At 66.9% G+C, this 23,866-nt stretch carries 21 protein-coding genes and 1 pseudogene; 10 read left to right on the plus strand and 12 right to left on the minus strand.

Annotated features, from left to right (window positions below):
* Window positions 1–62: 62 nt before the first annotated feature.
* Both ACWDTI_RS02850 and ACWDTI_RS02855 read left to right on the plus strand, forming a co-directional pair.
* On the plus strand, window positions 63–1,493 hold the full coding sequence (locus ACWDTI_RS02850) for a hypothetical protein (protein WP_449736531.1): 1,431 nt from the start codon (window positions 63–65) through the stop codon (window positions 1,491–1,493).
* On the plus strand, window positions 1,490–2,074 hold the full coding sequence (locus tag ACWDTI_RS02855) for a GNAT family N-acetyltransferase (RefSeq protein WP_449736532.1): 585 nt from the start codon (window positions 1,490–1,492) through the stop codon (window positions 2,072–2,074). Before ACWDTI_RS02850 ends, ACWDTI_RS02855 begins: the two co-directional genes overlap by 4 nt.
* Window positions 2,075–2,088: 14 nt before the next feature.
* Here the strand turns inward: ACWDTI_RS02855 and ACWDTI_RS02860 are convergent, their stop codons facing one another.
* The 5 genes and pseudogenes from ACWDTI_RS02860 to ACWDTI_RS02880 form a co-directional block, all read right to left on the minus strand.
* Window positions 2,089–3,087 (minus strand): MDR family oxidoreductase, encoded by a 999-nt coding sequence (locus tag ACWDTI_RS02860; protein WP_449736533.1) that lies wholly within the window; start codon window positions 3,085–3,087, stop codon window positions 2,089–2,091.
* A 10-nt stretch (window positions 3,088–3,097) separates the two neighbouring features.
* A pseudogene (locus tag ACWDTI_RS02865) lies at window positions 3,098–3,471 on the minus strand (HNH endonuclease).
* A 60-nt stretch (window positions 3,472–3,531) separates the two neighbouring features.
* Window positions 3,532–5,256, minus strand: coding sequence for a glycosyltransferase 87 family protein (locus ACWDTI_RS02870; protein ID WP_449736534.1), 1,725 nt, complete (start codon window positions 5,254–5,256; stop codon window positions 3,532–3,534).
* Window positions 5,257–5,263: 7 nt separating this feature from the next.
* Complete coding sequence (locus ACWDTI_RS02875; RefSeq protein ID WP_449736535.1) at window positions 5,264–7,519, minus strand: transglycosylase domain-containing protein; 2,256 nt, start codon at window positions 7,517–7,519, stop codon at window positions 5,264–5,266.
* A gap of 117 nt (window positions 7,520–7,636) precedes the next feature.
* Window positions 7,637–8,026, minus strand: coding sequence for a DUF5318 family protein (locus ACWDTI_RS02880; RefSeq protein WP_449736536.1), 390 nt, complete (start codon window positions 8,024–8,026; stop codon window positions 7,637–7,639).
* A gap of 194 nt (window positions 8,027–8,220) precedes the next feature.
* On the opposite strand from ACWDTI_RS02880, the gene ACWDTI_RS02885 reads away from it, so the two are divergent.
* The 3 genes from ACWDTI_RS02885 (at window position 8,221) to ACWDTI_RS02895 (ending at window position 10,874) form a co-directional block, all read left to right on the plus strand.
* The gene (locus ACWDTI_RS02885; protein WP_449736537.1) at window positions 8,221–8,934 is read left to right on the plus strand and encodes a PadR family transcriptional regulator; all 714 of its coding nucleotides are present in this window, start codon (window positions 8,221–8,223) and stop codon (window positions 8,932–8,934) included.
* Window positions 8,927–10,018, plus strand: a complete 1,092-nt coding sequence (locus tag ACWDTI_RS02890) for an inositol-3-phosphate synthase (protein WP_449736538.1) — start codon at window positions 8,927–8,929, stop codon at window positions 10,016–10,018. The genes ACWDTI_RS02885 and ACWDTI_RS02890 overlap by 8 nt, the downstream gene beginning before the upstream one ends.
* A gap of 217 nt (window positions 10,019–10,235) precedes the next feature.
* Window positions 10,236–10,874, plus strand: coding sequence for an SRPBCC family protein (locus ACWDTI_RS02895; protein WP_449736539.1), 639 nt, complete (start codon window positions 10,236–10,238; stop codon window positions 10,872–10,874).
* A gap of 53 nt (window positions 10,875–10,927) precedes the next feature.
* Here the strand turns inward: ACWDTI_RS02895 and ACWDTI_RS02900 are convergent, their stop codons facing one another.
* Window positions 10,928–12,736, minus strand: a complete 1,809-nt coding sequence (locus ACWDTI_RS02900; protein WP_449736540.1) for a plasmid pRiA4b ORF-3 family protein — start codon at window positions 12,734–12,736, stop codon at window positions 10,928–10,930.
* A gap of 319 nt (window positions 12,737–13,055) precedes the next feature.
* Between ACWDTI_RS02900 and ACWDTI_RS02905 the strand changes: the two genes are divergently transcribed.
* The 3 genes from ACWDTI_RS02905 to ACWDTI_RS02915 all read left to right on the plus strand — a co-directional run bounded on the left by ACWDTI_RS02905 (window position 13,056) and on the right by ACWDTI_RS02915 (window position 15,458).
* Window positions 13,056–13,991, plus strand: coding sequence for an NADP-dependent oxidoreductase (locus ACWDTI_RS02905; RefSeq protein ID WP_449736541.1), 936 nt, complete (start codon window positions 13,056–13,058; stop codon window positions 13,989–13,991).
* Window positions 13,992–14,056: 65 nt separating this feature from the next.
* Window positions 14,057–14,494, plus strand: a complete 438-nt coding sequence (locus ACWDTI_RS02910) for a hypothetical protein (protein WP_449736542.1) — start codon at window positions 14,057–14,059, stop codon at window positions 14,492–14,494.
* A 10-nt stretch (window positions 14,495–14,504) separates the two neighbouring features.
* Complete coding sequence (locus tag ACWDTI_RS02915) at window positions 14,505–15,458, plus strand: calcium/sodium antiporter (RefSeq protein WP_449736543.1); 954 nt, start codon at window positions 14,505–14,507, stop codon at window positions 15,456–15,458.
* A 61-nt stretch (window positions 15,459–15,519) separates the two neighbouring features.
* Here ACWDTI_RS02915 and ACWDTI_RS02920 read toward each other — a convergent pair whose 3' ends face one another.
* Window positions 15,520–16,587 (minus strand): DNA polymerase domain-containing protein, encoded by a 1,068-nt coding sequence (locus tag ACWDTI_RS02920; protein WP_449736544.1) that lies wholly within the window; start codon window positions 16,585–16,587, stop codon window positions 15,520–15,522.
* Window positions 16,588–16,590: 3 nt separating this feature from the next.
* The gene (locus ACWDTI_RS02925; protein ID WP_449736545.1) at window positions 16,591–17,643 is read right to left on the minus strand and encodes an ATP-dependent DNA ligase; all 1,053 of its coding nucleotides are present in this window, start codon (window positions 17,641–17,643) and stop codon (window positions 16,591–16,593) included.
* A gap of 35 nt (window positions 17,644–17,678) precedes the next feature.
* Here ACWDTI_RS02925 and gluQRS point away from each other — a divergent pair, with 35 nt between their 5' ends.
* Entirely contained in the window at window positions 17,679–18,611 is a 933-nt protein-coding gene (gluQRS, locus tag ACWDTI_RS02930; RefSeq protein ID WP_449736546.1) for a tRNA glutamyl-Q(34) synthetase GluQRS, read from the plus strand.
* A gap of 40 nt (window positions 18,612–18,651) precedes the next feature.
* Here the strand turns inward: gluQRS and ACWDTI_RS02935 are convergent, their stop codons facing one another.
* From ACWDTI_RS02935 to ACWDTI_RS02945, 3 genes are all read right to left on the minus strand, one after another.
* The gene (locus tag ACWDTI_RS02935) at window positions 18,652–19,650 is read right to left on the minus strand and encodes a hemolysin family protein (RefSeq protein ID WP_449736547.1); all 999 of its coding nucleotides are present in this window, start codon (window positions 19,648–19,650) and stop codon (window positions 18,652–18,654) included.
* Window positions 19,647–21,029 (minus strand): hemolysin family protein, encoded by a 1,383-nt coding sequence (locus tag ACWDTI_RS02940; RefSeq protein WP_449736548.1) that lies wholly within the window; start codon window positions 21,027–21,029, stop codon window positions 19,647–19,649. The genes ACWDTI_RS02935 and ACWDTI_RS02940 overlap by 4 nt, the downstream gene beginning before the upstream one ends.
* 181 nt (window positions 21,030–21,210) lie before the next feature.
* Window positions 21,211–22,071 (minus strand): LLM class F420-dependent oxidoreductase, encoded by an 861-nt coding sequence (locus ACWDTI_RS02945; protein WP_449736549.1) that lies wholly within the window; start codon window positions 22,069–22,071, stop codon window positions 21,211–21,213.
* Between the two features lie 189 nt (window positions 22,072–22,260).
* Here ACWDTI_RS02945 and ACWDTI_RS02950 point away from each other — a divergent pair, with 189 nt between their 5' ends.
* Window positions 22,261–23,676: a DUF1254 domain-containing protein gene (locus tag ACWDTI_RS02950; RefSeq protein ID WP_449736550.1), complete on the plus strand. Its 1,416-nt coding sequence runs from the start codon at window positions 22,261–22,263 to the stop codon at window positions 23,674–23,676.
* Between the two features lie 28 nt (window positions 23,677–23,704).
* Here the strand turns inward: ACWDTI_RS02950 and ACWDTI_RS02955 are convergent, their stop codons facing one another.
* Window positions 23,705–23,839, minus strand: a complete 135-nt coding sequence (locus ACWDTI_RS02955; RefSeq protein ID WP_449736551.1) for a LuxR C-terminal-related transcriptional regulator — start codon at window positions 23,837–23,839, stop codon at window positions 23,705–23,707.
* Window positions 23,840–23,866 lie beyond the last annotated feature (27 nt).

A 23,866-nucleotide genomic window follows, 5' to 3' on the forward strand; every position in this document is an offset into this window, starting at 1 on the left:
GGATCACCGTCGTGAGCGGTCGCGGTTCGGTGAGCAGCCGCCGAACCCCTACCCTGTAGGCCATGTCCGACGCCCCCGCCGCACGCCCGACCGCGGCATCTCGCGTCCGCAGCACGTTGTCCGGGCGCGGCAGCACAGCCCTGATCCTGCTGGTCTCTCTGCTCACCACGTCGATCGCGATGGTGTGGAGCTACAGCGTGAAGATCGCGTGCGGCGGCCCGCCGTTCCTCGCCGAGGGCCGCAGCTCCCACTGGCCGGTCGGCGACCCGAACGCGGTGATCCCCTGCTACTCGGACCTGATGTACCTGTGGCTCGGCCGCGACATCAACAACCACGTCTTCCCCTACATCAACGGCGGGATCACCCCGGACGGCAAACTGTTCGGCGGCGTCGTCGAGTACCCGGTGCTCTCGGGCATGTTCATGTGGCTCGGCGCGATCGGCGCCCACACCGACACCGAGTTCTTCCAGCACTCGGTGGTGCTGCTCGCCCCGTTCGGGCTGGCGATCACGGTGATGCTCGCCCTGATGACGCGCTGGCACGTGCTGTGGTGGGCGGCCACCCCACCCCTGGTGCTCTACGCCTTCCACAACTGGGAACTGCCGGTGGTGGCGACGGCGGTGGGTGCCGTGGCGGTGATGGCCTGGGGCTCCACGATCAGTCCCCGCACGGGCGACCGTCGGCTGTCGGTGCGCACCGCCGCGATCCTCGCCGCGATCCTGCTGGGCATCGGGTTCTGCCTGAAGCTCTACCCGGGGTTCTTCGTGCTGCCGCTGGCCGTGTACGTGCTGACCCACAACACCGATGCGCGGCGCCGAACCCTCGACTGGGTGAGCGCGATCTGGGTGGCGGCCGCGGCGGCGCTCACCGTGATCGCGATCCAGTTGCCGTTCATGGTGCTCGGGTTCGACGGCTGGAAGGCGGCGCTGTCGTTTCAGGGCAAACGCAAGTCCGACGTCGACACCAACTCCATCTGGTACTGGGGGCTGCGACATCTGACCGGCGGTCAGAACGACACCTACAACTCGCTCGTCGGGGTGCTCTCGCCGGCGCTGATCCTGTGCGCGTTCGCGATCTCGATCTATCTCGGGTGGCGCGCCTATCAGCGCTCGGGCACCTTCCCGTGGATCGCCGTGTCGGGGTCGATGCTGGCCGGGTTCATGGTGTTTCACAAGGTGCACTCGCCGCAGTACACCTTGTGGATTCTGCCGTTCTTCGTGCTGCTGGCCGTGCCGTGGCCGGTGATCGTGGGGTACTTGGCTGCCGATCTCGCGTTGGATCTCACCATCTTCCGGCTCTTCGGCATCCTGACGACGCACTCGCCCATGCAGTGGTGGGTGATCACCGGCGTCAACATCGGCGTGTGGGTGCACGCGCTGCTGCTGTTCTACGGCATCCTCGGGTTCGTCCGGACACCGTTGCGAGAACCGTTGGCGTCCTTCGGTCGTCGACCGCGCTCGGAAGAGCCCGGCCTCGCGCTGTCCCGATCATGAGTTCCTGGCTCGGCACCGGTCCGCTCGTCGGCGATCGGGTCACCCTGCGGCCCTTGACGTTCGACGATGTCGAGCCGTTGTCGCGGGTCGTCGGCGATCCGCACCGGTTCCGATGGTCGCCGGGGATTCCCGTCGACGACGCGTCCGCCCGGGCCTACATCACGGCGGCGCTCGACGACGTCGAACGGCGCGTGGCGTTCGCCGTCGTCGACAACACGGATGGCAGCGTCGTCGGGTCGACGAGCTTCTACGATATCGACCACACCAATCTCGGCGTCGCCATCGGCTACACGTTCTACACCGAGGGTGTGCAGGGCACCGCGGTCAATCCGACGGCGAAATTCCTGTTGTTGCAGCACGCCTTTGAGAACTGCGGTGCGGTGCGCGTGGTGTGGCACACGCACGAGAACAACACACAGTCACGGGCGGCGATCGCCAAACTGGGCGCGACGTTCGAAGGCTTGCTGCGCAAGCACCGCCGGTTCGGCGACGGCTGGCGTACCACCGCACAGTATTCGATGACCGACGACGACTGGCCTGCCGCGAAAGCGGTTTTGCTGGAACGTATTTCGTCGGGGTAGGCAGCCCGGTTCGGTCAGAATCCGCCCGCGACCCGCACGCGTGTCCGCCCGGTGACCGCGCCGCCGAGGATCTTCTTCATGTCCTTGGGCAGTTCGGAAACCGCGACGTCGGAGGTGAGGTCCGCGAGATGCGGTGGCCGCAGATCGGATTCGAGGCGCGCCCACAGTGCTCGACGCTTCTCGATGGGCAGCATCACCGAGTCGATTCCGGCGAGCGTGACGCCGCGCAGGATGAAGGGGTGCACGGTGGTCGGCAGGTCCGCGCTGCCGGCCAGACCCGAGGCGGCTACGACGCCACCGTATTTCAGGGTGCTCAGCGTGTAGGCGAGGGTGGTGCCGCCGACGCAGTCGACAGCGGCCGTCCATCGTGTCTTACCGAGCGCGCGGACCTTTTCGCCCTCCTCCGGAACTCGGCCGATGATCGTGGCGGCCCCGAGGGTGTGCAGCAGGTCGGCGGCGTCCGCCTTACCGGTGGAGGCGACCACCTCGAACCCGGCCGCGGCCAGCAGGTCCACGCTGACGCTGCCCACGCCGCCGGTCGCACCCGTCACCAGCACCGGACCGTCGGCGGGGGTGATGCCGTGTTTCGTGAGCGCCTCGACGCTCATCGCGGCGGTGAATCCGGCGGTGCCGATGGCGGCGGCGTCCGCAGCGGACATGGCGTCGAGCTTGACCACCATGTCGGCCGGCAGCCGGGCGATCTCCGCGTAGCCACCGTGGCGGGCGGTGCCGATGTCGTAGCCGTGCGCGACCACCGTGTCACCGGGCGCGAAGTCGGGGGAAGTGCTCGAGCGGACTGTGCCCGAGAGGTCGATGCCGGGAATCAGCGGATACGACCGAGCCACTCCACCCTTGGGTGTCACGACCAGCGCATCCTTGAAGTTCAAGGCCGAGTACTCGACCGCGATCTCCACCTCGCCGTCGGGCAGGAAGGTGTCGTCCACCATCTCGTGGACCAGATCGATGTTGCCCTCGTCGTCCTGATGCGCCACCAGCGCCTGCAGTTCGGTCATGTATCGCACCCTACTGAAGTGCATCGTCGCCCGGACCGACTCCCGCGATGGGCGTCGCCTCATGGATGGCGATGAGGCGACGGAGGAACATCTCCTCGCCGAGTCCCTTGCGGCGCATCCACGAGGTCACCTCGGTGTTGCACTTGCTGGCGTTGCACGACCGGCAGGCCGGCACGATGTTGAGTTCGGTGTAGCGACCGCCCACGGACAGCGGCTGGATGCAGTCGCGCTGAAGAGGGGTGTCCGTTCGTCCGCAGTACGCGCAGCCACCCCACGCGGCCTTGATGTCCGTCCACTGCGCGGGACTCAAGTCGTTGGCGGCGAGGTGCATTCGCCTCTGCCGGCGTCGCCCGCTCTCGCCCTTCTGGAGCCACCACGTGTCATGCGGGGATCGTAGACGCGGGAGGGCCGACGATCAGTGAGGCGCAGCGTCGGGCGGTGCGGTCATTCCGGTGATGGCTCGGTTGCTGTCGACGCTTGGGGTGGTGTCGACGGCGTTTCGGTTGCTGTCGACGCTTGGGATGCTGTCGACGACGTTTCGGTTGCTGTCGGCGAGATCGCGGGTGCCGTCGGAGGGCCGGCGGTTGCGGGTGAGCCGACGGTGCGGCCTCGCCCATGCAGAGTGAACTGGTCGGGAGCACCGTCGAGGACACCCCCGGCGGGGTCGTCGAGCAGGTCGTCGCGCGCGGAGCCGGGCACGCGGCGGATGAGGTCGTCCTCGGGATGCCAGATCTCCCACAGCACCACGACGCAGAGCGCAAGCACCATGAAGCCGCGGAGCACGATGGCTGCGGTGAACCATTGATCGGGCAGCCACCGGCGGTCCTCGTCGAGGTAGAGACCCATCCGTGGAATCCACACGAGCGCATCGATGGTCATCCACGCGAACAGGAGGCGGGTGTGCGGGATGGCGAGCACCGCCAGCGGCACGAGCCACAGCGAGTACTGCGGGCTCCACACCTTGTTGACGATCAGGAACCCGGCGACCACCAGAAAAGCCAACTGCGCCAACCGCGGTCGCTGGGGAGCGGCCAGACCGACGAAGCCGACCCCGAGCAGTACGAGCACCAGCAGCCCCAGCGACACCGCGTTGAGGAGATCGGTGTTCCACGCGAAGCCGGCCGCATCACTGATGGTCCGGTAGAAGGTGTCACGCTCGGCGACCCGATTGTTGTTGTAGCGGAAGAACTCCCACCACCCGGCCGGATACAGCAGATAGATCGGGAGGTTCACCAGCACCCATACGCCGACCGCGCACGCCGCCGCCTGGACGAACTCGCGGGCCCGGCCGGCGCGTAGGCACAGGATCAGCAGCACCGCCAGGAGCAGGACCGGATAGAGTTTCGCCGCGGTCCCCAATCCGATGAAAACACCGGCAAGCCACGGGTTCCGACGCGACCAGAACAGGAAGGCCAACGCCACCATGGCCATGGCGATGGCGTCGAAGTTGGTGAAGATGTGCACCACCACGAGCGGGGAAAGCGCTGCCACCCATGGCAACCAGATGCGGTTTCGGGCGGTGAGTGCGGTGGCCCAGATGGTCACGAGCCAGAACAGTGTGAGACCGAGCGCGACGAGGTCGAAGAAGAGCACCACATCCAGCGCGCCCGGGACACCCCACTTCTCGTGGGCCGAATCCCATTGGTGCGCAAGCCAGGCGACGCCGTACATGTAGAGCCCGGTGATCACCGGGTACTCCATGTAGCGCTTCACCTGCTGTCCGTCGGGGCCCTCCTCGTACCAGAAGGTCCGATAAGGGAACGAGCCGACGTCGAGCTTCTCCGCCGAATACAGTCCGATGACATCGGAGTAGCAGAGGTTGGTGAACTGACGCTGATCGTCCCAGTTGAGCCGCAGCGAGGAGCCCGACGACGAGTTGCCGCCGACCGGGGATTGCTGGAGACACCCAGCCTTGCCGAACCAGCCGAGGGCCGCGACGCACAACGCGAGGGCGAACAACACCCGGATTGGGGTCCACGAGCGGCTGCGACCGATCGCCGCATGCCGGCCGACCGGGCCGCCGACGATCGACGACGCCGATCGAACCACGTCGTCGCTGCGGCTCGGCAGAACCCGTTCGGTCGCGATCCGCCGGTCGTCGGCGAGTGGGCCCGCCGATTCCCAATCCGTATCAGCGGCCGGGGTGACCTCTGCCGGTGCGTCGGACAACGGCGGGTCAGCCCGCGGGAACCGGGATCGTCACTCCGGGTGCGATGGTGATGCCACCGCCGCCGGTGCCCCCTCCGCCGCCATTGTCGCCGTTCCAGCCGTTGTCGCCGGTGCCTCCGCCCCAGCCCCCGGTGTCACCGCCGTTCTCGGTGCCGGTGCCGGTGCCGGTGCCGGTCTGCGGACCGCCCCCGTTGCCCTGGTTGCGACGGTTCTGACCGTTGCCGTTGGCGCGGGTACCCGGCGAGTTGTCGTAGCTGACGGGCGGCGGCTCGTAGGGCACACCTGCCTGTCCGCCGACGGCTTCGGGCTCCGGGAAGTCCTTGATGGGCTGCCCGTCGAGGGCATCGTCCATCGCGCTCTTCCAGATCTGGGCGGGCAGACCGCTGCCGTAGACCATCGACCCGGCGTAGTTGGTCAGCGCGGTACCGCTGTCGGTGCCGACCCACACAGCGGTCGAGAGCTGCGGCGTGAAGCCGACCATCCACGCATCCTTGTTCTGACCGGTCTTGCCCAGCTGCGCGGTACCGGTCTTCGCGGCCGACGGGCGGGCGCCGAGCGACGAGTCGTACAGCGAGTTGCCGTTGGAGTAGGCGGCGATCGGTTCGAGCGCCGCGGTCGCGTTGTCGGCGACCTTCGCCTCGAACACACGCGTGCCGCTGTTGGCCTCGTGCTGGTAGAGGACCTGGCCGTCGGCGGTCTCGACCTTCTCGATCATGTACGGCTCGCGATAGATCCCCGACGCGGCGATCGTCGCGTAGGCCGACGCCATGTCGATGACCCGCGACGGATACTGCCCGAGCACCACACCGCCGTCGATGGTGCCGTTCTTGTTCTGCAGGGTGTTGGTGGTGTCGCCGAAGCTCTGCGCGACGCCGGCGCGATGGGCGGCGTCGGCGACAGCCTTGGCCTGCCCGTCGAGGTCCATCATCAATCGGTAGTAGACGGTGTTGAGTGACATCTTCATCGCGGTCGCCAGGTTGCACGTGCCGCAGCTCTCGCCGTCGGAGTTCTCGATGGTGATGCCGCCGGGCGCGTCATAGGGCGCCGAGCTGTAGGTCTTGGACAGCGGGATGTTCTGCTCGAGCGCGGCGAGCAGCGCGAACACCTTGAACGACGACCCGGTCTGGAGACCGGCCTGCGCGTAGTCCCAGCCGTTGGCGTCGTTGCCGCCGTAGTAGCCCTTGACACCACCCGTACGCGGATCGATCGAGACGATGCCGGTGCGGATCTCGTCGGGTTCGCCGTCGAGCTTGTTGCGCGCCGCGTCGACGACCGCCTTCTGCGTCTGCGGGTCGATCGTCGTGGTGATCTTGAGACCCTCGGTCTGCACCTGCTGTTCGGAGATGTTCAGCTTGCCCAGTTCGGCGAGCACCTGCCGCTTGATCAGGCCGTTCGGGCCCGGGGTGTCGGTGGAGGTCGGCTTGTAGGCGGGCACGTTCGGGTACTTCATCGAGGCGCGCTCGGTGGGGGTGAGTGCGCCGGTCGTCACCATGCCGTCGAGCACGTAGTTCCAGCGTGCCTGGGCGGCTTCGAGGTTGACCTCCGGGTCGTAGTACGACGGCGACCGGATCGCGGACGCGAGCACCGCCGCCTCGGCGGTGTTGATCTTGCGGATGTCCTTGTGGAAGTAGGCCTGCGCTGCGGCCGCCACACCGTAGGCACCGCGACCGAAGTAGATGGTGTTGAGATAGGCCGCCATGATGTCGTCCTTGGACCACTCGTTCGACATCTTGGTGGCGATCGCCAGTTCCTTGAACTTGCGCTCGTAGCTGTGCTCGTCACCGACGAGGGCGTTCTTGACGTACTGCTGGGTGATGGTCGAGCCACCGCCGGCCTCGCCGCCGTTGCCGGTGACCTGGCCGATGGCCGCGCGTGAGAGACCGCGGATGGAGAAGCCGGAGTTGCTGCGGAACTCGCGGTCCTCGGCGGCGATCACCGCGTCCTGCATCGTCTTCGGGATGTCGGAGATCTTGACGTCGGTGCGGTTGCCTTCCGGCGGCACGACCTTGGCGATGACCTTGCCGTTGGCGTTGAGGATCGTCGCGACCTGGTTCTGCTTGATGTCACCGGGTGCCGGCACCGACGCGCCGACGTAGGTGAGCATGAAGGCGATGATCCCGATCAGCGCGACCACCGGGATGATGGCGCCGACGATGCCGAGGCCCCAGGCCACTCGCTTCTGCCGGGTGCGTGCCTTGTCGGTTGGCGTCGGGGCGGTTCGACGTCCGCCCGGGGTGGGCGACGTGCCACGTGTGTTGCTCATCGCCCCTCCTTCTCAAGTCTCGTCACAGTCCATCTCCGTCATCTCAGTGCACACCACTGTGACCCACGTGCACCCGGGCAGGCAAAACGCGCGGGTATATCACGGGGTCACGGAACGCTATTTGGCCACCCGTCGCGAGCGCGAGGAACGTGGCGGCAACCCGGCAACGTACGACTGCACGAGATGGTTCCAGCTGCAGGTGCGGCACACCTCGACAACGTGGACCGAGAACTCTTCGGCAGTGGCGGCCAGGCGGGCGATCTCGTCGTTGGTGCGAGCCGATCCCGACACCTGTCCGAGCTTGTCCCCGAACACCCAGGACACCAGGGTGACCTGCTCTTTTCGGCATATCGGGCAGACCGTGGCGGACTGACGCCCATGGAACTTGGCGGCACGCAGCAGATACGGACTCGCGTCGCAGACATCGGCCACGGCGGTCCGTCCGGAATGGACTTCGGACAGCCGCGACCGCCGCTGCAGGGCGTAGTCGACGATCTGGCGTTGCACGTGTCTCAGCGTACGTGGTCGGGTGCGCGCCTGTCGGTGTGACGGTTAGCAAGATCACGTCGTGTCGGGTTCACCATGGGCGTCGACCCCCTACGTGGACGAAGTTATATCGGTGCGATACATTGGGAATTGCATCAGCACGAGGTGTTGATGCGTCAGGTCAAAGTGTGATCCGAGGAGGAGGTGAGCTCAGCGTGTTGGAGCTCGCGGTTCTCGGATTGCTCCTCGAGTCGCCGATGCACGGTTATGAACTGCGCAAACGGCTCACCGGTCTGCTCGGTGCGTTCCGTGCGTTCTCGTACGGCTCGCTGTACCCGACGCTGCGGCGTATGCAGACCGACGGCCTCATCGACGAGGCGACCGCGCCGGCCGCCTCCGGGGTGAAGGTGCGTCGTGCGCGCCGCGTCTATCAGCTCACCGACAAGGGCCGGGACCGGTTCAGCGAACTCGTCGCCGACACCGGACCGCAGAACTACACCGACGACGGGTTCGGTGTGCATCTGGCGTTCTTCAGCCGGACTCCGGCGGTGGCACGGATGCGCATCCTCGAGGGTCGCCGACGTCAGGTCGAGGAGCGGCGCGAAGGTCTGCGTGAGCTGCTCGGACGCTCAAACCGCGCCGTCGACCGCTACACCCGTCAGCTGCACGAACTCAGCCTCGAATCGAGCGAGCGCGAGGTGCGCTGGCTCAACGAGCTGATCGCGGCCGAGGCATCGGGCGAAGACGACGACGCCGTCACCGACCGAGACAAGGCGCGGAATCGGATGACCGATACCGCCGACACAGACTTCCGTGTTACGGGCTCAGCGAAGACCCGTGACGGGGAACACGAAGAAACCGAAGTGAAAACACCGGTGGCGCAGCGGACCGCGGCGCCCCGAGTAGAAGGAGAACCCGACCATGGGTGAGCACAATAAGGTGCGCGTGGCCATTGTGGGCGTAGGTAACTGCGCTTCATCCTTGGTCCAGGGCGTGCAGTACTACAAGGATGCCGACGAGACCTCGGCGGTGCCCGGCCTCATGCACGTGAAGTTCGGCCCGTACCACGTCCGTGACGTGGAGTTCGTCGCGGCGTTCGACGTCGACGCCAAGAAGGTCGGCTTCGACCTGTCCGACGCGATCTTCGCCAGCGAGAACAACACCATCAAGATCTCCGACGTCCCGCCGACCGGCGTGACCGTGCAGCGCGGCCACACCCTCGACGGTCTCGGCAAGTACTACCGCGAGACCATCACCGAGGCCGACGGCACCGGCGTCGACATCGTCCAGGCACTCAAGGACGCCAGGGTCGACGTGCTGGTCTCCTACCTCCCGGTGGGCTCGGACCAGGCCGACAAGTTCTACGCGCAGTGCGCGATCGACGCCAAGGTCGCGTTCGTCAACGCGCTGCCGGTGTTCATCGCCTCCGACCCGGAGTGGGCGCAGAAGTTCGTCGACGCCGGCGTCCCGATCGTCGGCGACGACATCAAGAGCCAGGTCGGCGCGACCATCACCCACCGCGTGATGGCCAAGCTGTTCGAGGATCGCGGCGTCACTCTCGACCGCACCTACCAGCTCAACGTCGGCGGCAACATGGACTTCAAGAACATGCTCGAGCGTGAGCGTCTGGAGTCGAAGAAGGTCTCCAAGACCCAGGCCGTCACCTCGAACCTGACCGGTTCGCTGGCCGGCAAGGTCGAGGACAAGAACGTCCACATCGGGCCGTCGGACCACGTCGCGTGGCTCGACGACCGCAAGTGGGCCTACGTCCGCCTCGAAGGCCGTGCCTTCGGCGACGTGCCGCTGAACCTGGAGTACAAGCTCGAGGTGTGGGACTCCCCCAACTCGGCCGGCATCATCATCGACGCCGTGCGTGCCGCCAAGATCGCCAAGGACCGTGGCCTCGGTGGCCCGATCCTGCCGGCCTCGGCCTACCTGATGAAGAGCCCGCCGGAGCAGATGGCCGACGACGTCGCGCGCCAGCAGCTCGAGGCGTTCATCATCGAGGGCTGAACACACCCTTGTGGCGGTGAAGCCGTACAAGGATGACACCTATGGCGGTGTCGACCTGTACCGGTGCACTCCGCTGCCGCTATCGGTGTCACTTGCGTAGCCGACACCGAAGTCGATCGAAATAGCAGTCATCCCCGCACCGGGGATGGCTGCTATTTCGCGTCTTGGCGGCCAAAGACCCACGACAAGCGCAGGTCGTCGGCGCATCCTGAGAGGTATGAGCACCACACAGGTCCTCGCCGCCGGCGTACTGGCTGCCGGCGCCGCAGCAGTCGCCTATCAACGCTTTGCCAGGCAGCCGATCCTGAACTGGGGTGCCACGCCCGACGAGGTCGCGGCGGTGCTCCCCGGCGACGACCTGCTCCCCGAGCCGGACGGGGTTTCGACCCGCGCGATCACCGTCGAGGCCCGACCCGAACACATCTATCCGTGGCTCGCCCAGATGGGGCCGGCCCCACGCGGTGGCGCCTACACCTACGACTGGATCGAGAACCTGTTCGGCCTGCACATGCACAGCACCGACCAGGTGCTCGACGAGTTCCAGCACCCCAAACTCGGCGACGTGATCGGGCTCGGACCCAACCGGATGATCGTGCAGGTCGCCGAGCCGCACCATGCGTTCGCGACACGGTCGAGCGACGGCAACTGGGTGTGGGCATTCACCCTCGTCGAACGCGGCGACGGCACCACCCGGCTGATCAGCCGCAATCGGTTCCGCCTCCCGACGCTCAAGGACAGGATCGGCATGCTGCCGATGGAACCGGGCTCGCTGGTCATGGAGCGCAAGATGTTGCACGGGATCAAGGAGCGGGCGGAGAAGCTGGCGCGGGAGCGGGTCGGCCCGGTCACCGGGTGAGTCGCTCGCCGACGCGGGATGCGTGACTCCAGTTGACGGGGTTAATGCGCTGATCAGGGTTTGACGACCATCCGCTGCAGGATCGTGTCGGCCTTGTCGGCGTCGAAGGCTGCGGGATCGAATGCGGCGCCGGGTTTGAGTCCGGCCCAGTCGCGAAGTTCGTCGTGCCGCTCGTGCGTCGGGTCGGTGACCGCGTCGATGAACTCGGCCCAACCGGGCGGTCCGCCGACGTCGTCGAGGGGTGCTCGCCCGGAACCGTCGATCACCCGGGCGACGGTCCCGTCCATCGGGCCAACGGACTCGAGCACGATCCGCACCTCCCAGCTGTCCCCGAAGTCGTAGTCGTAGTCGAGTACGTCGCCTGGCACTCCGAGCACCTCCCCGATGAGCACCTCGTGTTCTTCCTCGGCCTCCCGCTCGCTAGCGAACCCCGAGTGCATGACGTCGGTCGTCGACGTGAATGTCGTGGTGCGACTGCCTTCCCGCCGGGTGAATTGGTGCAGGTGACTGTCGTTCCACGACATGAGCAGTTGGATCAGCACGTGCAGGTCGCCGAGAGTCAGGGTGTTGGCCACCGCGACCCGGCGCCAGACCGCGGGCTCGATGTAGGACGGCATCTCCAGCCGGAGGGTGAGCAGCGCCGGTGGCGCAGGTTCAGCCTCGAACGATTCGGCGGCGGAGTTGATGCCGGAGTGGCGAACCCCGAACGGATCGTCGTCGACGGGATCGCCGAACGGGTGGACCGGATCATCCATGTCGGACACCACGGCATCCACCACGGGCCGCAGTTCCATCGGCACGACGTACTCGCCCTCGTCGGTGAGCAAGAGCCAGCCGTCGGCGACCAGATCGTCCAACAACCGGCGGGCCAAGTTGTTCATGGCGCGGTCCAGTCGGCTGTCGGTGTCGTCGTCGGTGAGCGTGTGTCGGTCGAACGGCGAGGCGGTCATGCCCTGGTAGAGCACGCTGCCGACCAGTCCGGAAACGACCGAGGGAACCATCCCGATCTCGCCTGACAGGAGGGCTTCGAGCTCGAGCGTCGCGGCGGTGCGCATGACCGGCAAGCGGTCTCCGCTGCGCCAGTCGTACGACGCGGGGCCCGGGCATGCCTTGGTCGTGAACACCGTGATCAGCTCGATTTCTTGCGCAAGCACCCAGACGTGGGCGAGCTTGTCGTCGTCGCCCATCTTCTTGACCTCTGGACCGAGCTCGATGCCCAGGGTGTCGGCAAGATCCCCGATCAGGGCGGGCTTGAGCCAATGAGCCGGGGTGACCGGCTTGTCGCGGCCGATCCACTTCAGCAAGGAGTCGAGTCGACGAATGATGCCGAGCTGAGACAGCGCCTCGGCCTCGCGCGCGGGATCGATGTCCTCGATCTCCGGAAGCTCCTCCGCCACGCTCTCCATGATCTGGGCCGAGAGGATCGCCGTTGCGGTCGTCCATTCGGCTTCGGTCGCGGTCCACTGCTCGGTTTGATGGAGATAATCGAGAAACATCCGCAGGACGAAGACCATCACCACGGCCGGGACGGGATCATCCGGCTCGGCTTCCTCCAGGTACTCGGCAAACTGGATCACCGTCTCGATGTCGGTGGCCGACCAGGCCGTCGGAGTGAAATCGTGACGGACCGCGGAGACTCCCTCGATCGCGATGCGCACCAGATCGGAGGCCCCGTCGAACTCGCCGATGTCCGCGGCGAGTTCGGCGGTGGCCAGCCATGGCCCGAACTCGTCGACGAGTCGATCGATGTCCGACGCCGCATGCAGGAAGGATGCGACGCCACTTGCCTTGTCTGCCCGACGTTGTCGTGACTTCTCGGCTCGTTTCGCTCGTCGGGCGCGTTTGTCAGAGGATTTGCTCATCGCAGGCGAGTGTAGGACCACGCGACGCTCGACACACCCCCCGCCTGTCGGTAGTGCGCGCTTATGCGGCGACGACCCGGGAGTGATCGGTGCGCAGGGAGTCCGATCTGCACAGGCACGATGGTGGCGCCGGATACCGTTGGGCGGTCGAGTATCTGCCCAACCTGGACCCACCACGCCCCGATGCGGGCGCGGCCGGTCCACATTCCGCTCACCGATCCACCTGTCACACTTGGCTTTCCCGGCGGACCGTTGCTGCTCAGCACCTTCTGTGTCGAGGACCAGCTGACTCGCGTCGGCGCGGCGTAGCCTGGGGCACATGCGAGTCCAACGATGGGTGGCCACCGGGCCGAACGGACTCGACGACTTCGAGTTTGTCGACGACATGCTCGTGCCTCCGTCCGCCGGCCAGGTGATCATCGACGTGGTTGCGGCAGGCGTGAATCCGGCCGACCTCAAACACCCGCGACGGGCGGCGCCCGAGGACTTCCCGCTGCCGATCGGCTACGAGGTGTCCGGTCGGATAGCGGCGATCGGCCCCGACACCGAGATCGCTTCCGGCGGTGGGCAGGTCGGCGACGAGGTGCTGGCCTTCCGGGTGCGCGGCGGATACTCGACAGCTCTGATGGTCCCGGCGGAGAAGGTGTTCGCCAAGCCGGAGAGCCTGCCGTTCGACCAGGCTGCGAATCTGCTGTTGGCCGGATGCACGGCGGCCGACATGTTGCGGGTGGCCGAGGTGGAACGCGACGAGACCATTCTGTTGCATGCGGCATCCGGATCGGTCGGCGTTGCGGTTCTTCAACTCTGCCGGTTGTGGGGCATCATCGCGATCGGTACGGCATCCGCTGCACATCTGGACCGGGTCCGTGAGTTCGGCGGGATCCCGGTTGAGTACGGTCCGGGTCTGCTGGATCGTGTCCGGGCGATCACACCCGGGGACGTGACGGCTGCGCTGGACGCGGCCGGGACCGGCGAAGCCGTCGACACATCGCTTGCCCTGGTGGCCGACCGGTCGCGGATCATCACGGTCGCCGCACCGATTCGTGCCGCCGAGGACGGATTCGTCGCGCTCGGCGGGGCCCAACCGGAGAGCTTGGAGTTTCGTGATGCCGTGCGACGGTCGATCATCCGGGTCGCCGGCGACGGAGAGTTGATCGTGCCGATGGCCGGGAGTTATCCATTGCGCGACGCGCGGGAGGCGCTGACGCTCGTCGCGAGCGGTCACCCGGGCGGCAAAGTGGCTCTGGTGCCGTGACGCCGCGGCCCGGTCGTGACCTTCGGCTCACGACATCGTGCGATCCCCCCGCGCACACTGGAACCATGGCCGAGGTGGTGACACCCGTTCGGACGACTCGGCGACCCTGGCAGGCGTGGACGCTGGCGGCCGTCGAACTGTTCATCGTCGTGCAGGCGACCTGGGGCGGGATCGCGCTGATCAGCGACCAGTGGACGCTGCCTCGCGACTGGCTCACCCGGACGCCCTTCGACACCTGGGTCGGGCCCGGCTGGATGCTCATCGTGCTGGTTGCGATCCCGCACCTGCTGTCCGCTGTGGCCATCGTCGTCGAACCGCGATCACCCCGACTGGGCATTCTGGCCGGGGTGCTCGCGGGCGCTTCGCTGCTGATCTGGATCGCGGCGCAGATCGTGCTGCTGCAGGTGTTCTTCTTCCTGCAGCCGGTGATCGCGGTGATCGGGGTGCTCGAGATCGGTCTGGCGTTGTGGTGGCGACGGCGCATTGCGCCGACCGACCCGTGATAATCGGTGAATGACAGAGTATCTCCTGGTCGTTGTCGGCCTGGCCGCTCTGATCGTGGGCGCGGACTGGGTCGTTCGGGGTGGGTCGTCGATCGCCACACGGCTCGGTGTGTCACCGCTGTTGGTGGGCTTGACCGTGGTCTCGCTGGGCACCAGCCTTCCCGAGCTGGCGATAGGCATTGATTCCGCGCTGAACGACGCCGGCCCCCTGGCGGTCGGCAACGTGGCCGGCACGAACATCGTGAATATCCTTCTGGTGCTTGGGCTGTCCGCGGCGATCGCGCCGCTTGCCCTGCGACCGCAGATGATTCGGATCGACCTTCCGGTGATGGTGGGCAGCGCACTGCTGTTGTGGGCGCTCGCCGCGAACGGGGTGTTGTCGCGTATCGACGGGATGGTCCTGTTGCTGGTGGCGATCGGTTACACCATCACCGTCATTCGGCTGGAGGTGGCCGGGTCGGCCGATCCGGTCCTGGCTTCCGAAGCGGTCGAGGAGCTTCCGCCGGCCGGATCGACGGGGATGCGGGTGCTGCAGCTGGTGGCCGGGCTCGCCGTCATCATCGTCGGTGCCGAATGGTTGGTCGATGGTGCGGTAACCGTGGCCGGCGATCTCGGTGTCAGCGAAGCCGTCATCGGGTTGACGGTGGTGGCCATCGGCACGTCGGCGCCGGAACTCGTGACGACGATCGTCTCGACGATCCGCGGAGAGCGGGACCTAGCGATCGGCAACCTCATCGGATCGAGCACCTACAACATCACCTTCATCCTCGGGGCGACGTCGCTGGTGCGGCCGCTGGACGTGACATCCGAACTCATTCGGATCGACCTGCCGGTGATGGTCGCCGTGGCGCTGGTCTGCGTGCCGATATTCGTGACGGGCCGACGTATCTCGCGGGTCGAGGGCATCGCGTTCGTTCTCGCGTATGTGGCGTATCTGGCGGTGACTGTCGTGACGCGGACGTAGCTCGGCACCATCATGTTCCGCGGGAGCGGACCGCCCGAGACGGGCGCCTACCCTGCGTGGATCACGCGTCGGGGATGCGGTTTCCCTTCTCGTCCCAATGCTCGGCGACCTTCTTGCTCGGCTGTACGCGAGGAGGTTCGCCGGGCATCTTGGGGTAGCTGGGCGGATACGGCATGTCACCGAGGCCGTTCGCTTCGTCGCGTGCGACCATCTCGAGCAGCGGCTCGAGGCTGCGGCGTCGGGACGTGATGTCGGCCATCGGATCACCGCGCCGCGCAACAAGATCCGGAACGGTGGCGATGGTGCAGTCGTCGGGATTGACGTCGGCAAGCTCATCCCAGGTGACCGGCGTGGAGACACGGGCGTTCGGGCTGCGGCGCGCCGAATACGGTGAGGCCATGGTGCGGTCACGGGCGTTCTGGTTGAAGTCGATGAAGATCCGTTCTCCGCGTTCCTCTTTCCACCACGAGGTGGTCACCGAATCGGGGTCGCGGCGTTCCATCGCTCGGGCGATCGCGATGACGGCGCGGCGGGTGGCGATGAAATCCCACCGCGGTTCGATCGGCACGTAGACGTGGACTCCCCGGCCTCCGGAGGTCTTCGGAAATCCGGTGTAGCCCAGCTCCTCCAGCAGTGGACGCAGGATGTCGAGGGCCACACGCCGAACGTCGTCGAAGTCCGTGCCGGGTTGCGGATCGAGGTCGATGCGCAGCTGGTCGGGGTGATCATTGTCGGGATCGATCGTCGGCCAAGAGTGGAAGGTGACCGTCCCGAGGTTCGCGCCCCAGACGATGTCGGCGGGCGCAGTGGGTTTGAGCGCGTCACCGGTGCGGCCCGACGGGAACACGATTCGGGTCGACTGCACATGGTCGGGATGCTTCTTGGCGAGATGCTTCTGATAGATCTCCTCGCCGTCGACGCCGTCGGGAAAGCGTTGCAGGAAAGTCGGCCGGTCGCGGAGGGCGTCCATGATCGGTCCGGCGAGCGCCATGTCGCGGTAGTAGCCGACGAGATCCCGCTTGCGCCCACCGTTTTCGCCGAGTTCCGGGAAATAGATCTTGTCCGGGTTGCTCAATCGGACCGCGATCCCGTCGACGTCGAGTTCGATTGCCGGAGAACGTGATGCCATCGCTCAGCCCTCCAGCACATCGTGCAGGTCGTAGGTCAGCGGCACCTCGAGTTGGTCGTAGCCGCAGCTTTCCGGGTCACGATCGGGGCGCCACCGCAGGAACTTCACGGTGTGACGAAAGCGGTGGTTCTCCATCTGGTCATAGGCGACCTCGACGACGAGTTCGGGTCGGATGGGGATCCATTCCCCCGATTTCTCCGACCGCCAGCGGGTGGGCGCACCACCGGCGGGTTTGTCCGGGTCAAGCCGCATGGGTTCGAACAGTTCTTGCAGCTCAATGCGTTTGGCATCCGAGAAGGCTCCGGCGCCGCCGACCATCTGGAGTTCCCCGTTGTCGCCGTACAGTCCGAGCAGCATCGATCCCAACCCGGTGCCGCTCTTGTGGACGCGGTAGCCGAACACCACGCAGTCGGCGGTGCGCTTGTGCTTGACCTTCATCATCTCTCGCTTGTTCTCGACGTAGGCACCGTCGAGGCGTTTGGCGACGACACCGTCGAGTCCCGCGCCCTCGAATGCGGAGAACCAGTCGTCGGCGATCGCGGCATCGGTGGTGACCCGACTGACATGGAACGACCGGTCGCCGGGACCCTGGGCATCGATCGCCCGCAGCAGCGCCGCGCGTCGGACCTCGAACGGCTCTCCCATCACCGATGCCTTGTCGAGGGCCAACGCATCGAACCCGATGAAGATCGCCGGAGTCTTCTCGGACAGCATCGTGACGCGGGATTCGGCGGGGTGGATGCGCTGGGCGAGCGAATCCCAGTCCAGGCGGTGCGTGTCGCCGATGAGTGCGGGGACACCGATCTCGCCGTCCACCACCACCTTGTCGGGCAACTCGGTTTTGGCCGCCGCAACCAGTTCGGGGAAGTAGCGGGCGAGATCCTTGCCGCCGCGCGAACCGATGGCCACCTCGTCGCCGTCCCGAAAGATCAACGCCCGAAAGCCATCCCATTTGGGCTCGTACGACCAGACGGGATCACCCTCGGGTTGGGCGGGAACGTCGGGGACGGCTTTGGCGAGCATCGGCGCGATCGGCGGCATAACCGGGAGGTCCACGACCTCCATCGTGGCCACTTGTACCCTGATGCGCAATGGACGACAACGATGTATCGCTCGGGGCCGGCCGTTACGCGCCGTCACCGTCGGGCGATCTGCACGTCGGAAACCTCCGGACTGCGATGCTGGCCTGGCTGTTTGCGCGCACATCCGGCCGCAGGTTCCTGATCCGGATGGAGAACCTGGACCGGACCGCGGTGGGCGCCGATGCACAGCAGCTGGCGGACCTGTCCGCGATCGGCGTCGATTGGGACGGTCGTCTCGTCTACCAGTCCGACCGGTTGGACGTCTATCGAGCGGTCATCGACGACCTCGGTGCCGCGGGCCGCACCTTTGAGTGCTATTGCACGCGTCGAGAGATCCTGGAGGCACCGTCGGCGCCACATGCCCCGCAGGGCGCTTACCCGGGCACCTGCCGCGACCTCACCGCCGAGGAGCGGGCGGAGCGACGCGCAACCGGACGTCCACCGGCCATCCGGCTACTTGCCGACGCCACCGAGTTCACCGTGACCGATGAGTTGCACGGTGAGTACACCGGGATGGTCGACGACTTCGTGGTGCAACGCAACGACGGCACCCCCGCCTACAACCTCGCGGTGGTCGTCGACGACGCCGCACAGGGTGTCGATCAGGTCGTGCGCGGTGACGACCTGCTCTCGTCGGCACCGCGGCAGGCGTATCTCGCAACACTTCTCGGGTATGTGCCACCGACCTACGCTCATGTCCCGATGGTGTTGAACAGTAAGCATGTTCGGCTCAGCAAACGCGACGGTGCCGTGACGCTGACCGATCTCGGTGCCGCCGGTGTGGATGTCGGCCGGATACGGGCACGGATCGCCCGCTCGCTGGGGCTCGCCGGTGTCGACGAGCCGGTCGACATGGCCACGCTGGCAGCACGTTTCGACCCGGCCACGTTGCCGCGCGAGCCGTGGATCCTGACCGCGGAGGATTTCCCGCTGGGTGGGTGAGTGACCTCTCGGTGGTCGAACCCGATCAACGGAAGGCTCCTCACGTCGGCACCAGCAGCCGCTCCAGGACATCGTTGAGGGTCAGCAGACCGACCACCTGTCCATCGTCGACGACGGTGGCAACATGCTGTCGCGTATCCCGAAACCTCGCGAGTGCTTCGTAGACCGCGACGTCGGGTGGCAACGTCGGCACCGGACGCATCAGATCGGCAGCGACGGCACCGGCGGGCGCCGCGATGCTGTCGCGAACGTGCACCACACCGTGGACCGTGCCCTTGTCGCGCACCAGGACTCGGGAGTGCCGGCTGCGGCGGGCGGCAGCCTGGATCTGCGGCGGGGACGCGTTCGGACCGACACTCACCGGATCGCCGCGGCGGACGACATCGCCGACGGTGAGCGACTCCAGTTCCAGGGCTCTCGCCAGGTGCGCATGGTGACGTTCGTCGAGCACACCGACGGTGGCCGAATGCTCCACCAGCTGCCGCAGGGACTCCGAATCCTGTCCGGTTGCAACCTGATCCGCCGGTTCGACACCCACCCGGCGCAGACACCAGTTCGCTAGTCGATTGAGCGCCACGATCATCGGCCGGGTCACCCACATGAAGGCGCGCATCGGAATGGCCAACAGGGTCGCCGAACGTTCCGGATGGGCGATCGCCCACGACTTCGGCGCCATCTCCCCGACCACCAGGTGCAGGAAGGTGACGATGATCAACGCCAGGACGAATCCGGCGATGTCGGCGAGCCACAGCGGAGCACCCCAACCCGCGAACACGGGCGTGAGCCAATGGTGGACAGCGGGTTTGGTGATCGCACCGAGCGCCAGGGTGCACACCGTGATGCCGAGTTGCGAGCCGGCCAGCAGGACCGAGAGTTCCGAGGCGCTGCGCAGCGCGGCCCGGGCCGATCGGCTGGTGCGGGCGTCGCCCTCGAGTCGGTGCCGGCGGGCGGCGATCAACGCGAACTCGACCGCGACGAAGAATGCGCTCGCGGCGATCAGCGCGACGGTCGCGGCGGCGACGATCCAGGGATTGCTCATCGCCGTTGTCCGTCCAGGTCGGCCAACCCGTCCTCGACGGACAGCAACACCGATGACGGCACGTGCTTGTCCACGCCCAAGACCCGCGCGTGCAGGGTCCGCGCGCGGATGTGTCGGTCGCCGATCAGGGCGTCGCCGTCCGGCTCGATGTCGATCGACACTTCGTCGCCGACCTCGGGGAGGCCGACGAACCGCGTGATGACCAGTCCTGCCAGTGTCTCGTGGTCGCCCTCGGGGAGTTCGACATCGAGTGCGCGAGAGACCTCGTCGAGGGGGATGTCGCCGCGCGCCTCCCAGCCCCGCGCGGTCGCACGGATCGCCGCCACCGTGTCGCCGTCGTGCTCGTCGTCGATCTCGCCGACGAGTTCCTCGGCGATGTCCTCGACGGTGATCACACCGGCGAATCCGCCGTACTCGTCGATGACGACGGCCATCTCGTCGCCGGCGGCGTCGACCCGGGTGAGCACCTCGGGCAGCGGGAGCGACACGGGGACGACAACCGGAGCGCGGCACAGATCCAGCGCCGTGGCCGCCGGGTCCGAGCTCGCGTCGGCCGACCAGTCGAGCAGGTCGTGCAGGTGGACGACGCCCCGTATGTCATCGCCGTCGATCACCGGGTAACGCGTGTGCCCCGTGCTCATCCGCGCCAACACCGCGGTCGCGGGTTCGTCGGCGCGCACCAGATCGACCCGCCGTCGCGGGATGATCGCGTGTTCGGCCGTGCGCGTGGGGAAGTCGAGGACTCGGTCGAGCAGGAGCGACAGGTCCGCGGGAAGCTCACCGGCCTCGCGGGACTCGGCGACGATGTGCTCGAGGTCGTGTGGGGTGGCGGAGTGCTCGACGTCGTGCACCGGTTCGATGCGCAGCGCCCGCAGGAGCAGGTTCGACGACGAGTCGAACAGGGCGATGAGCCAGCCGAAGAAGGCCAGGTAGATCGTGGTGGAGCGGGCGAGCCGGCGAGCCACCGGCTCCGGACGCGCGATGGCCAGATTCTTCGGGAACAGCTCACCGAAGACCATCTGGACGACGGTGGAGAATCCGATCGCGATCACGGTGCCGATGGCGACTCCGGCCCCGACGGGCATGCCCACGTCGCCGAGCAGGTCACCGATGCCGCTGCCGATGAGGGGTTCGGCGACGTAGCCGACCAGCAGGCCGGTGACGGTGATGCCGAGTTGAGCCCCGGAGAGCATGAAGGAGGTGCGACGGGTGACCGAGAGTGCGCGTTCGGCAACTGCATCTCCCGCGGCGGCGCGCGCTTTCAACCGTGACCGGTCGACGGCCATGTAGGCGAACTCTTGGGCGACGAAATAGCCGGTCAGGGTGGTGATCGCGATGACGACGAGGAGGCCGGCGGCGATACCGAGCAGGGTCAGCACGAGGACCCCGGAGCGAATGAATCAGAGGTGAAGCGGGTCGGGTCGGATCGTCGGCGTTTTCGGCGCTTGGCGCGTCGCATGGTGTCTTTCGTGTCGGGACGCCGCGTGATCTACGCGGCCGGACCACCAGTGTACGTAAAGCACGGGTAAAGGCGCGGGCCGTCGTCCCGGCGCAGTCGGCTCACCGCAGCCAGCGATCACCGACCCGTTCTATCCACCGTTCGACGTCGCCGACGGCCTCGGGAGGTGAGTCGACGATGACGAGTTCGGTGACCCCGAGGTCCTCGAGACCGTCGCGGTCCGTGATCGACGGGTCACGCAGGGCGACGGCGATGTCAAGGTCGCCGATCGCACGGCCACGCTCGGCGCAGTGCGCACGGAGCACGGTGAGGCGATCGGCCACCGCGTCGACGTCGTCGAGGTTGAAGCCGTACCACCCGTCGGCCCACTCGGCGACACGCGCCAGGGCCCGGGCGCTGTTGCCGCCCACAACGATCGGCAGCGCGGGTTGCGTCGGCTTCGGATTGACCCGAATGTTGCGAAATGACACGAACTCGCCCGAGTAGGTGGCGATGTCGTTGCCCCACACCGCACGCATGGCCTCGACGTAAGCGGCGGCCCGCTCGCCACGACGCTCGAACGGGACCCCCAACGCATCGAATTCTTCTCGCGCCCAACCGATCCCCACGCCGAAGGTGAGCCTGCCACGACTCAGGCGGTCGAGAGAGGCGACCTGTTTCGCCATGATCAGCGGATTGTGTTCGGGCAGCAGCACGACGCCGGTGGCCAGGCGGATCGTCGACGTGTGAGCGGCCGCGAAGCCGAGGCACGCCATGGGGTCGAGCCAGTCGGCGGCGGCCGGCACCGCGATCCGACCATCGGCCGTGTATGGGTATCGCGACGTCGGGTCGTCGACCATCACCACGTGCTCCCCACACCACAGCGTCGAGAAGCCTCGTCGCTCGGCATGCCGCGCGGTGGCCGCAATGATGTCCGGGTCGGCTCCGGCGCCGATACCCAAGGCGTGCAGGCCTATCTTCATGTCACACCCTCCTGGTGTCCGGGACAGGTCGCCTCCTTGACCGCCGGAGTTCACCGCGACCCGCGGTGCCCAGTGATCACACTGACCAGTCTCGCGATGCAGCTGCTCGGATAGGTTGTTTTGCGAGAACCTCGTCGCGTCGCCGACGGGTGTCTCGACCGCGATCGTCGCCCGGCATAGGGAGAACACATGCGCACACGGCTGATTCCGGCACCACGCCGCGAGGTGCCACCACACTCCCGAACGGTGGCGACCGCGTGGACAGTGGTTGCCGCCCTCCTGCTGGGCCTGGGTGCGGTGATCACGCCGGCACCGGCTCAGGCGGCGCCGTCGCCGTCGGCGGTGGAGGCCGCCGCGAACGGATACGTCTACGGCGTGGCGCCCGTCGCGGTGGTGCGGACCCGTTCGAATCTGTTGTGCAATCGGGCGCCGAACACGTTGATCAATCTCCCGATTCCGGCCAATCCGTGGATCCGGCAGGTCGTCGCGCCCAACTCGGACACGCTCTACAGCAATGCCTTTCTCGATCTGCGTCGCGGCCCGGTGACGCTGAGCTATCCGGCAACCAACGGGCGATACCTCGTCCTGCAGTTCCTGGATATGTACACCAACGTGATCGGCAGCGTCGGGAGCCGGACCGCGGGCTTCGGCCCGACCTCGGTGACCGTCGTCCCGCCGGGCTATCACGGACCGATACCCGCCGGATCGCGCCGACTGCAATCTCCCACATGGGACGTATGGATGCTCGGCCGGATCCTCCTCACCGGTAACAAGCGGCCGCTCGCGCAGGTGGTTCAGGCCCGGACCCGGCTGACGGTCGGCCCCCGGGTGGGTTATCCGGCGGCGGTACCACCAAGCTTGACAACCCCCACGTGCACCGGACGCTCGCCGCAGAAACTCGACGCCAACGGCACGGTGTTCTTCGACGAACTCGCCGATGTGCTGGCCGCGGATCCGCCACCGGCCGCCGATCACGCTGCGGTGGCGTCACTGGCCGGCGTCGGTGTCCGGCCCGGCTCCAAGCCGAGCACCGGTCCGTTCGCCGCCGCCTTGATGGCCGGCATGACCGTGGGCAGCCGCATGGTCGACGGCGCCGTGGCCGACAACCTCATTCGTCATGGCGCATGGACCACGCTGGCCACGGCCGGACATTTCGGTACCGACTTCGCCACCCGGGCCGCCGTCGCGCGGTGGGTGCTGGCCGCCAACGAGCAGGCCGAGTCCCGCTACTTCCTGTCCACCGTCGACAGCGGAGGCTCGCCGTACAGCGGGTCGAAGACCTACCTGATCCATCTCCCGGCACACAGCCCGCTGGTCCCGGTCGACCGCAGCAAGGGCGGCTGGTGGTCGGTCACCATGTACGACACGTCGAACTTCTTGGTGCCCAATCCGATCGGACGATACTCCCTCGGAAGCAACCCGTCGGCGCTGACCCGCAATCCCGACGGATCGGTGGACATCGTGTTGTCGTCGACCCCGCCGCGCGACCTGCGGATGTTCCCGAATTGGCTGCCTGCGCCACCGGGACCGTTCCGGCTGATCTTCCGGCAGTACGTGCCGAGCGATCTGCGGTGGTTCCCGCCGTCACCGACCCCCGCGAGGTGATCCACACTGGGCCGCAATCTGACTCAGCTCACGCCGCGCGCACCAATTGTACGAATTCGTGGCGCGACGTCGTGTTGGTCTTCGCGTAGGCATTGGGCAGATGGAACGTGACCGTACTCCGTGTCACGTAGAGTTCGTTGGCGATCTGCGCGTAACACGGCATGGCTGTTACCAAGCTCGCTACCCCCGC

It is taken from the genome of Gordonia sp. NPDC003424 (assembly GCF_053588655.1).

Excerpts from the sequence above, each read along its gene's own strand:
- ACWDTI_RS02850 (WP_449736531.1), top strand. The coding sequence starts at position 63 with ATGTCCGACGCCCCCGCCGCACGCCCGACCGCGGCATCTCGCGTCCGC.
- ACWDTI_RS02855 (WP_449736532.1), top strand. The coding sequence starts at position 1,490 with ATGAGTTCCTGGCTCGGCACCGGTCCGCTCGTCGGCGATCGGGTCACC.
- ACWDTI_RS02860 (WP_449736533.1), bottom strand. The coding sequence starts at position 3,087 with ATGACCGAACTGCAGGCGCTGGTGGCGCATCAGGACGACGAGGGCAAC.
- ACWDTI_RS02875 (WP_449736535.1), bottom strand. The coding sequence starts at position 7,519 with ATGAGCAACACACGTGGCACGTCGCCCACCCCGGGCGGACGTCGAACC.
- ACWDTI_RS02890 (WP_449736538.1), top strand. The coding sequence starts at position 8,927 with ATGGGTGAGCACAATAAGGTGCGCGTGGCCATTGTGGGCGTAGGTAAC.
- ACWDTI_RS02895 (WP_449736539.1), top strand. The coding sequence starts at position 10,236 with ATGAGCACCACACAGGTCCTCGCCGCCGGCGTACTGGCTGCCGGCGCC.
- ACWDTI_RS02900 (WP_449736540.1), bottom strand. The coding sequence starts at position 12,736 with ATGAGCAAATCCTCTGACAAACGCGCCCGACGAGCGAAACGAGCCGAG.
- ACWDTI_RS02905 (WP_449736541.1), top strand. The coding sequence starts at position 13,056 with ATGCGAGTCCAACGATGGGTGGCCACCGGGCCGAACGGACTCGACGAC.
- ACWDTI_RS02910 (WP_449736542.1), top strand. The coding sequence starts at position 14,057 with ATGGCCGAGGTGGTGACACCCGTTCGGACGACTCGGCGACCCTGGCAG.
- ACWDTI_RS02915 (WP_449736543.1), top strand. The coding sequence starts at position 14,505 with ATGACAGAGTATCTCCTGGTCGTTGTCGGCCTGGCCGCTCTGATCGTG.
- ACWDTI_RS02920 (WP_449736544.1), bottom strand. The coding sequence starts at position 16,587 with ATGGCATCACGTTCTCCGGCAATCGAACTCGACGTCGACGGGATCGCG.
- gluQRS (WP_449736546.1), top strand. The coding sequence starts at position 17,679 with ATGGACGACAACGATGTATCGCTCGGGGCCGGCCGTTACGCGCCGTCA.
- ACWDTI_RS02935 (WP_449736547.1), bottom strand. The coding sequence starts at position 19,650 with ATGAGCAATCCCTGGATCGTCGCCGCCGCGACCGTCGCGCTGATCGCC.
- ACWDTI_RS02945 (WP_449736549.1), bottom strand. The coding sequence starts at position 22,071 with ATGAAGATAGGCCTGCACGCCTTGGGTATCGGCGCCGGAGCCGACCCG.
- ACWDTI_RS02950 (WP_449736550.1), top strand. The coding sequence starts at position 22,261 with ATGCGCACACGGCTGATTCCGGCACCACGCCGCGAGGTGCCACCACAC.
- ACWDTI_RS02955 (WP_449736551.1), bottom strand. The coding sequence starts at position 23,839 with ATGCCGTGTTACGCGCAGATCGCCAACGAACTCTACGTGACACGGAGT.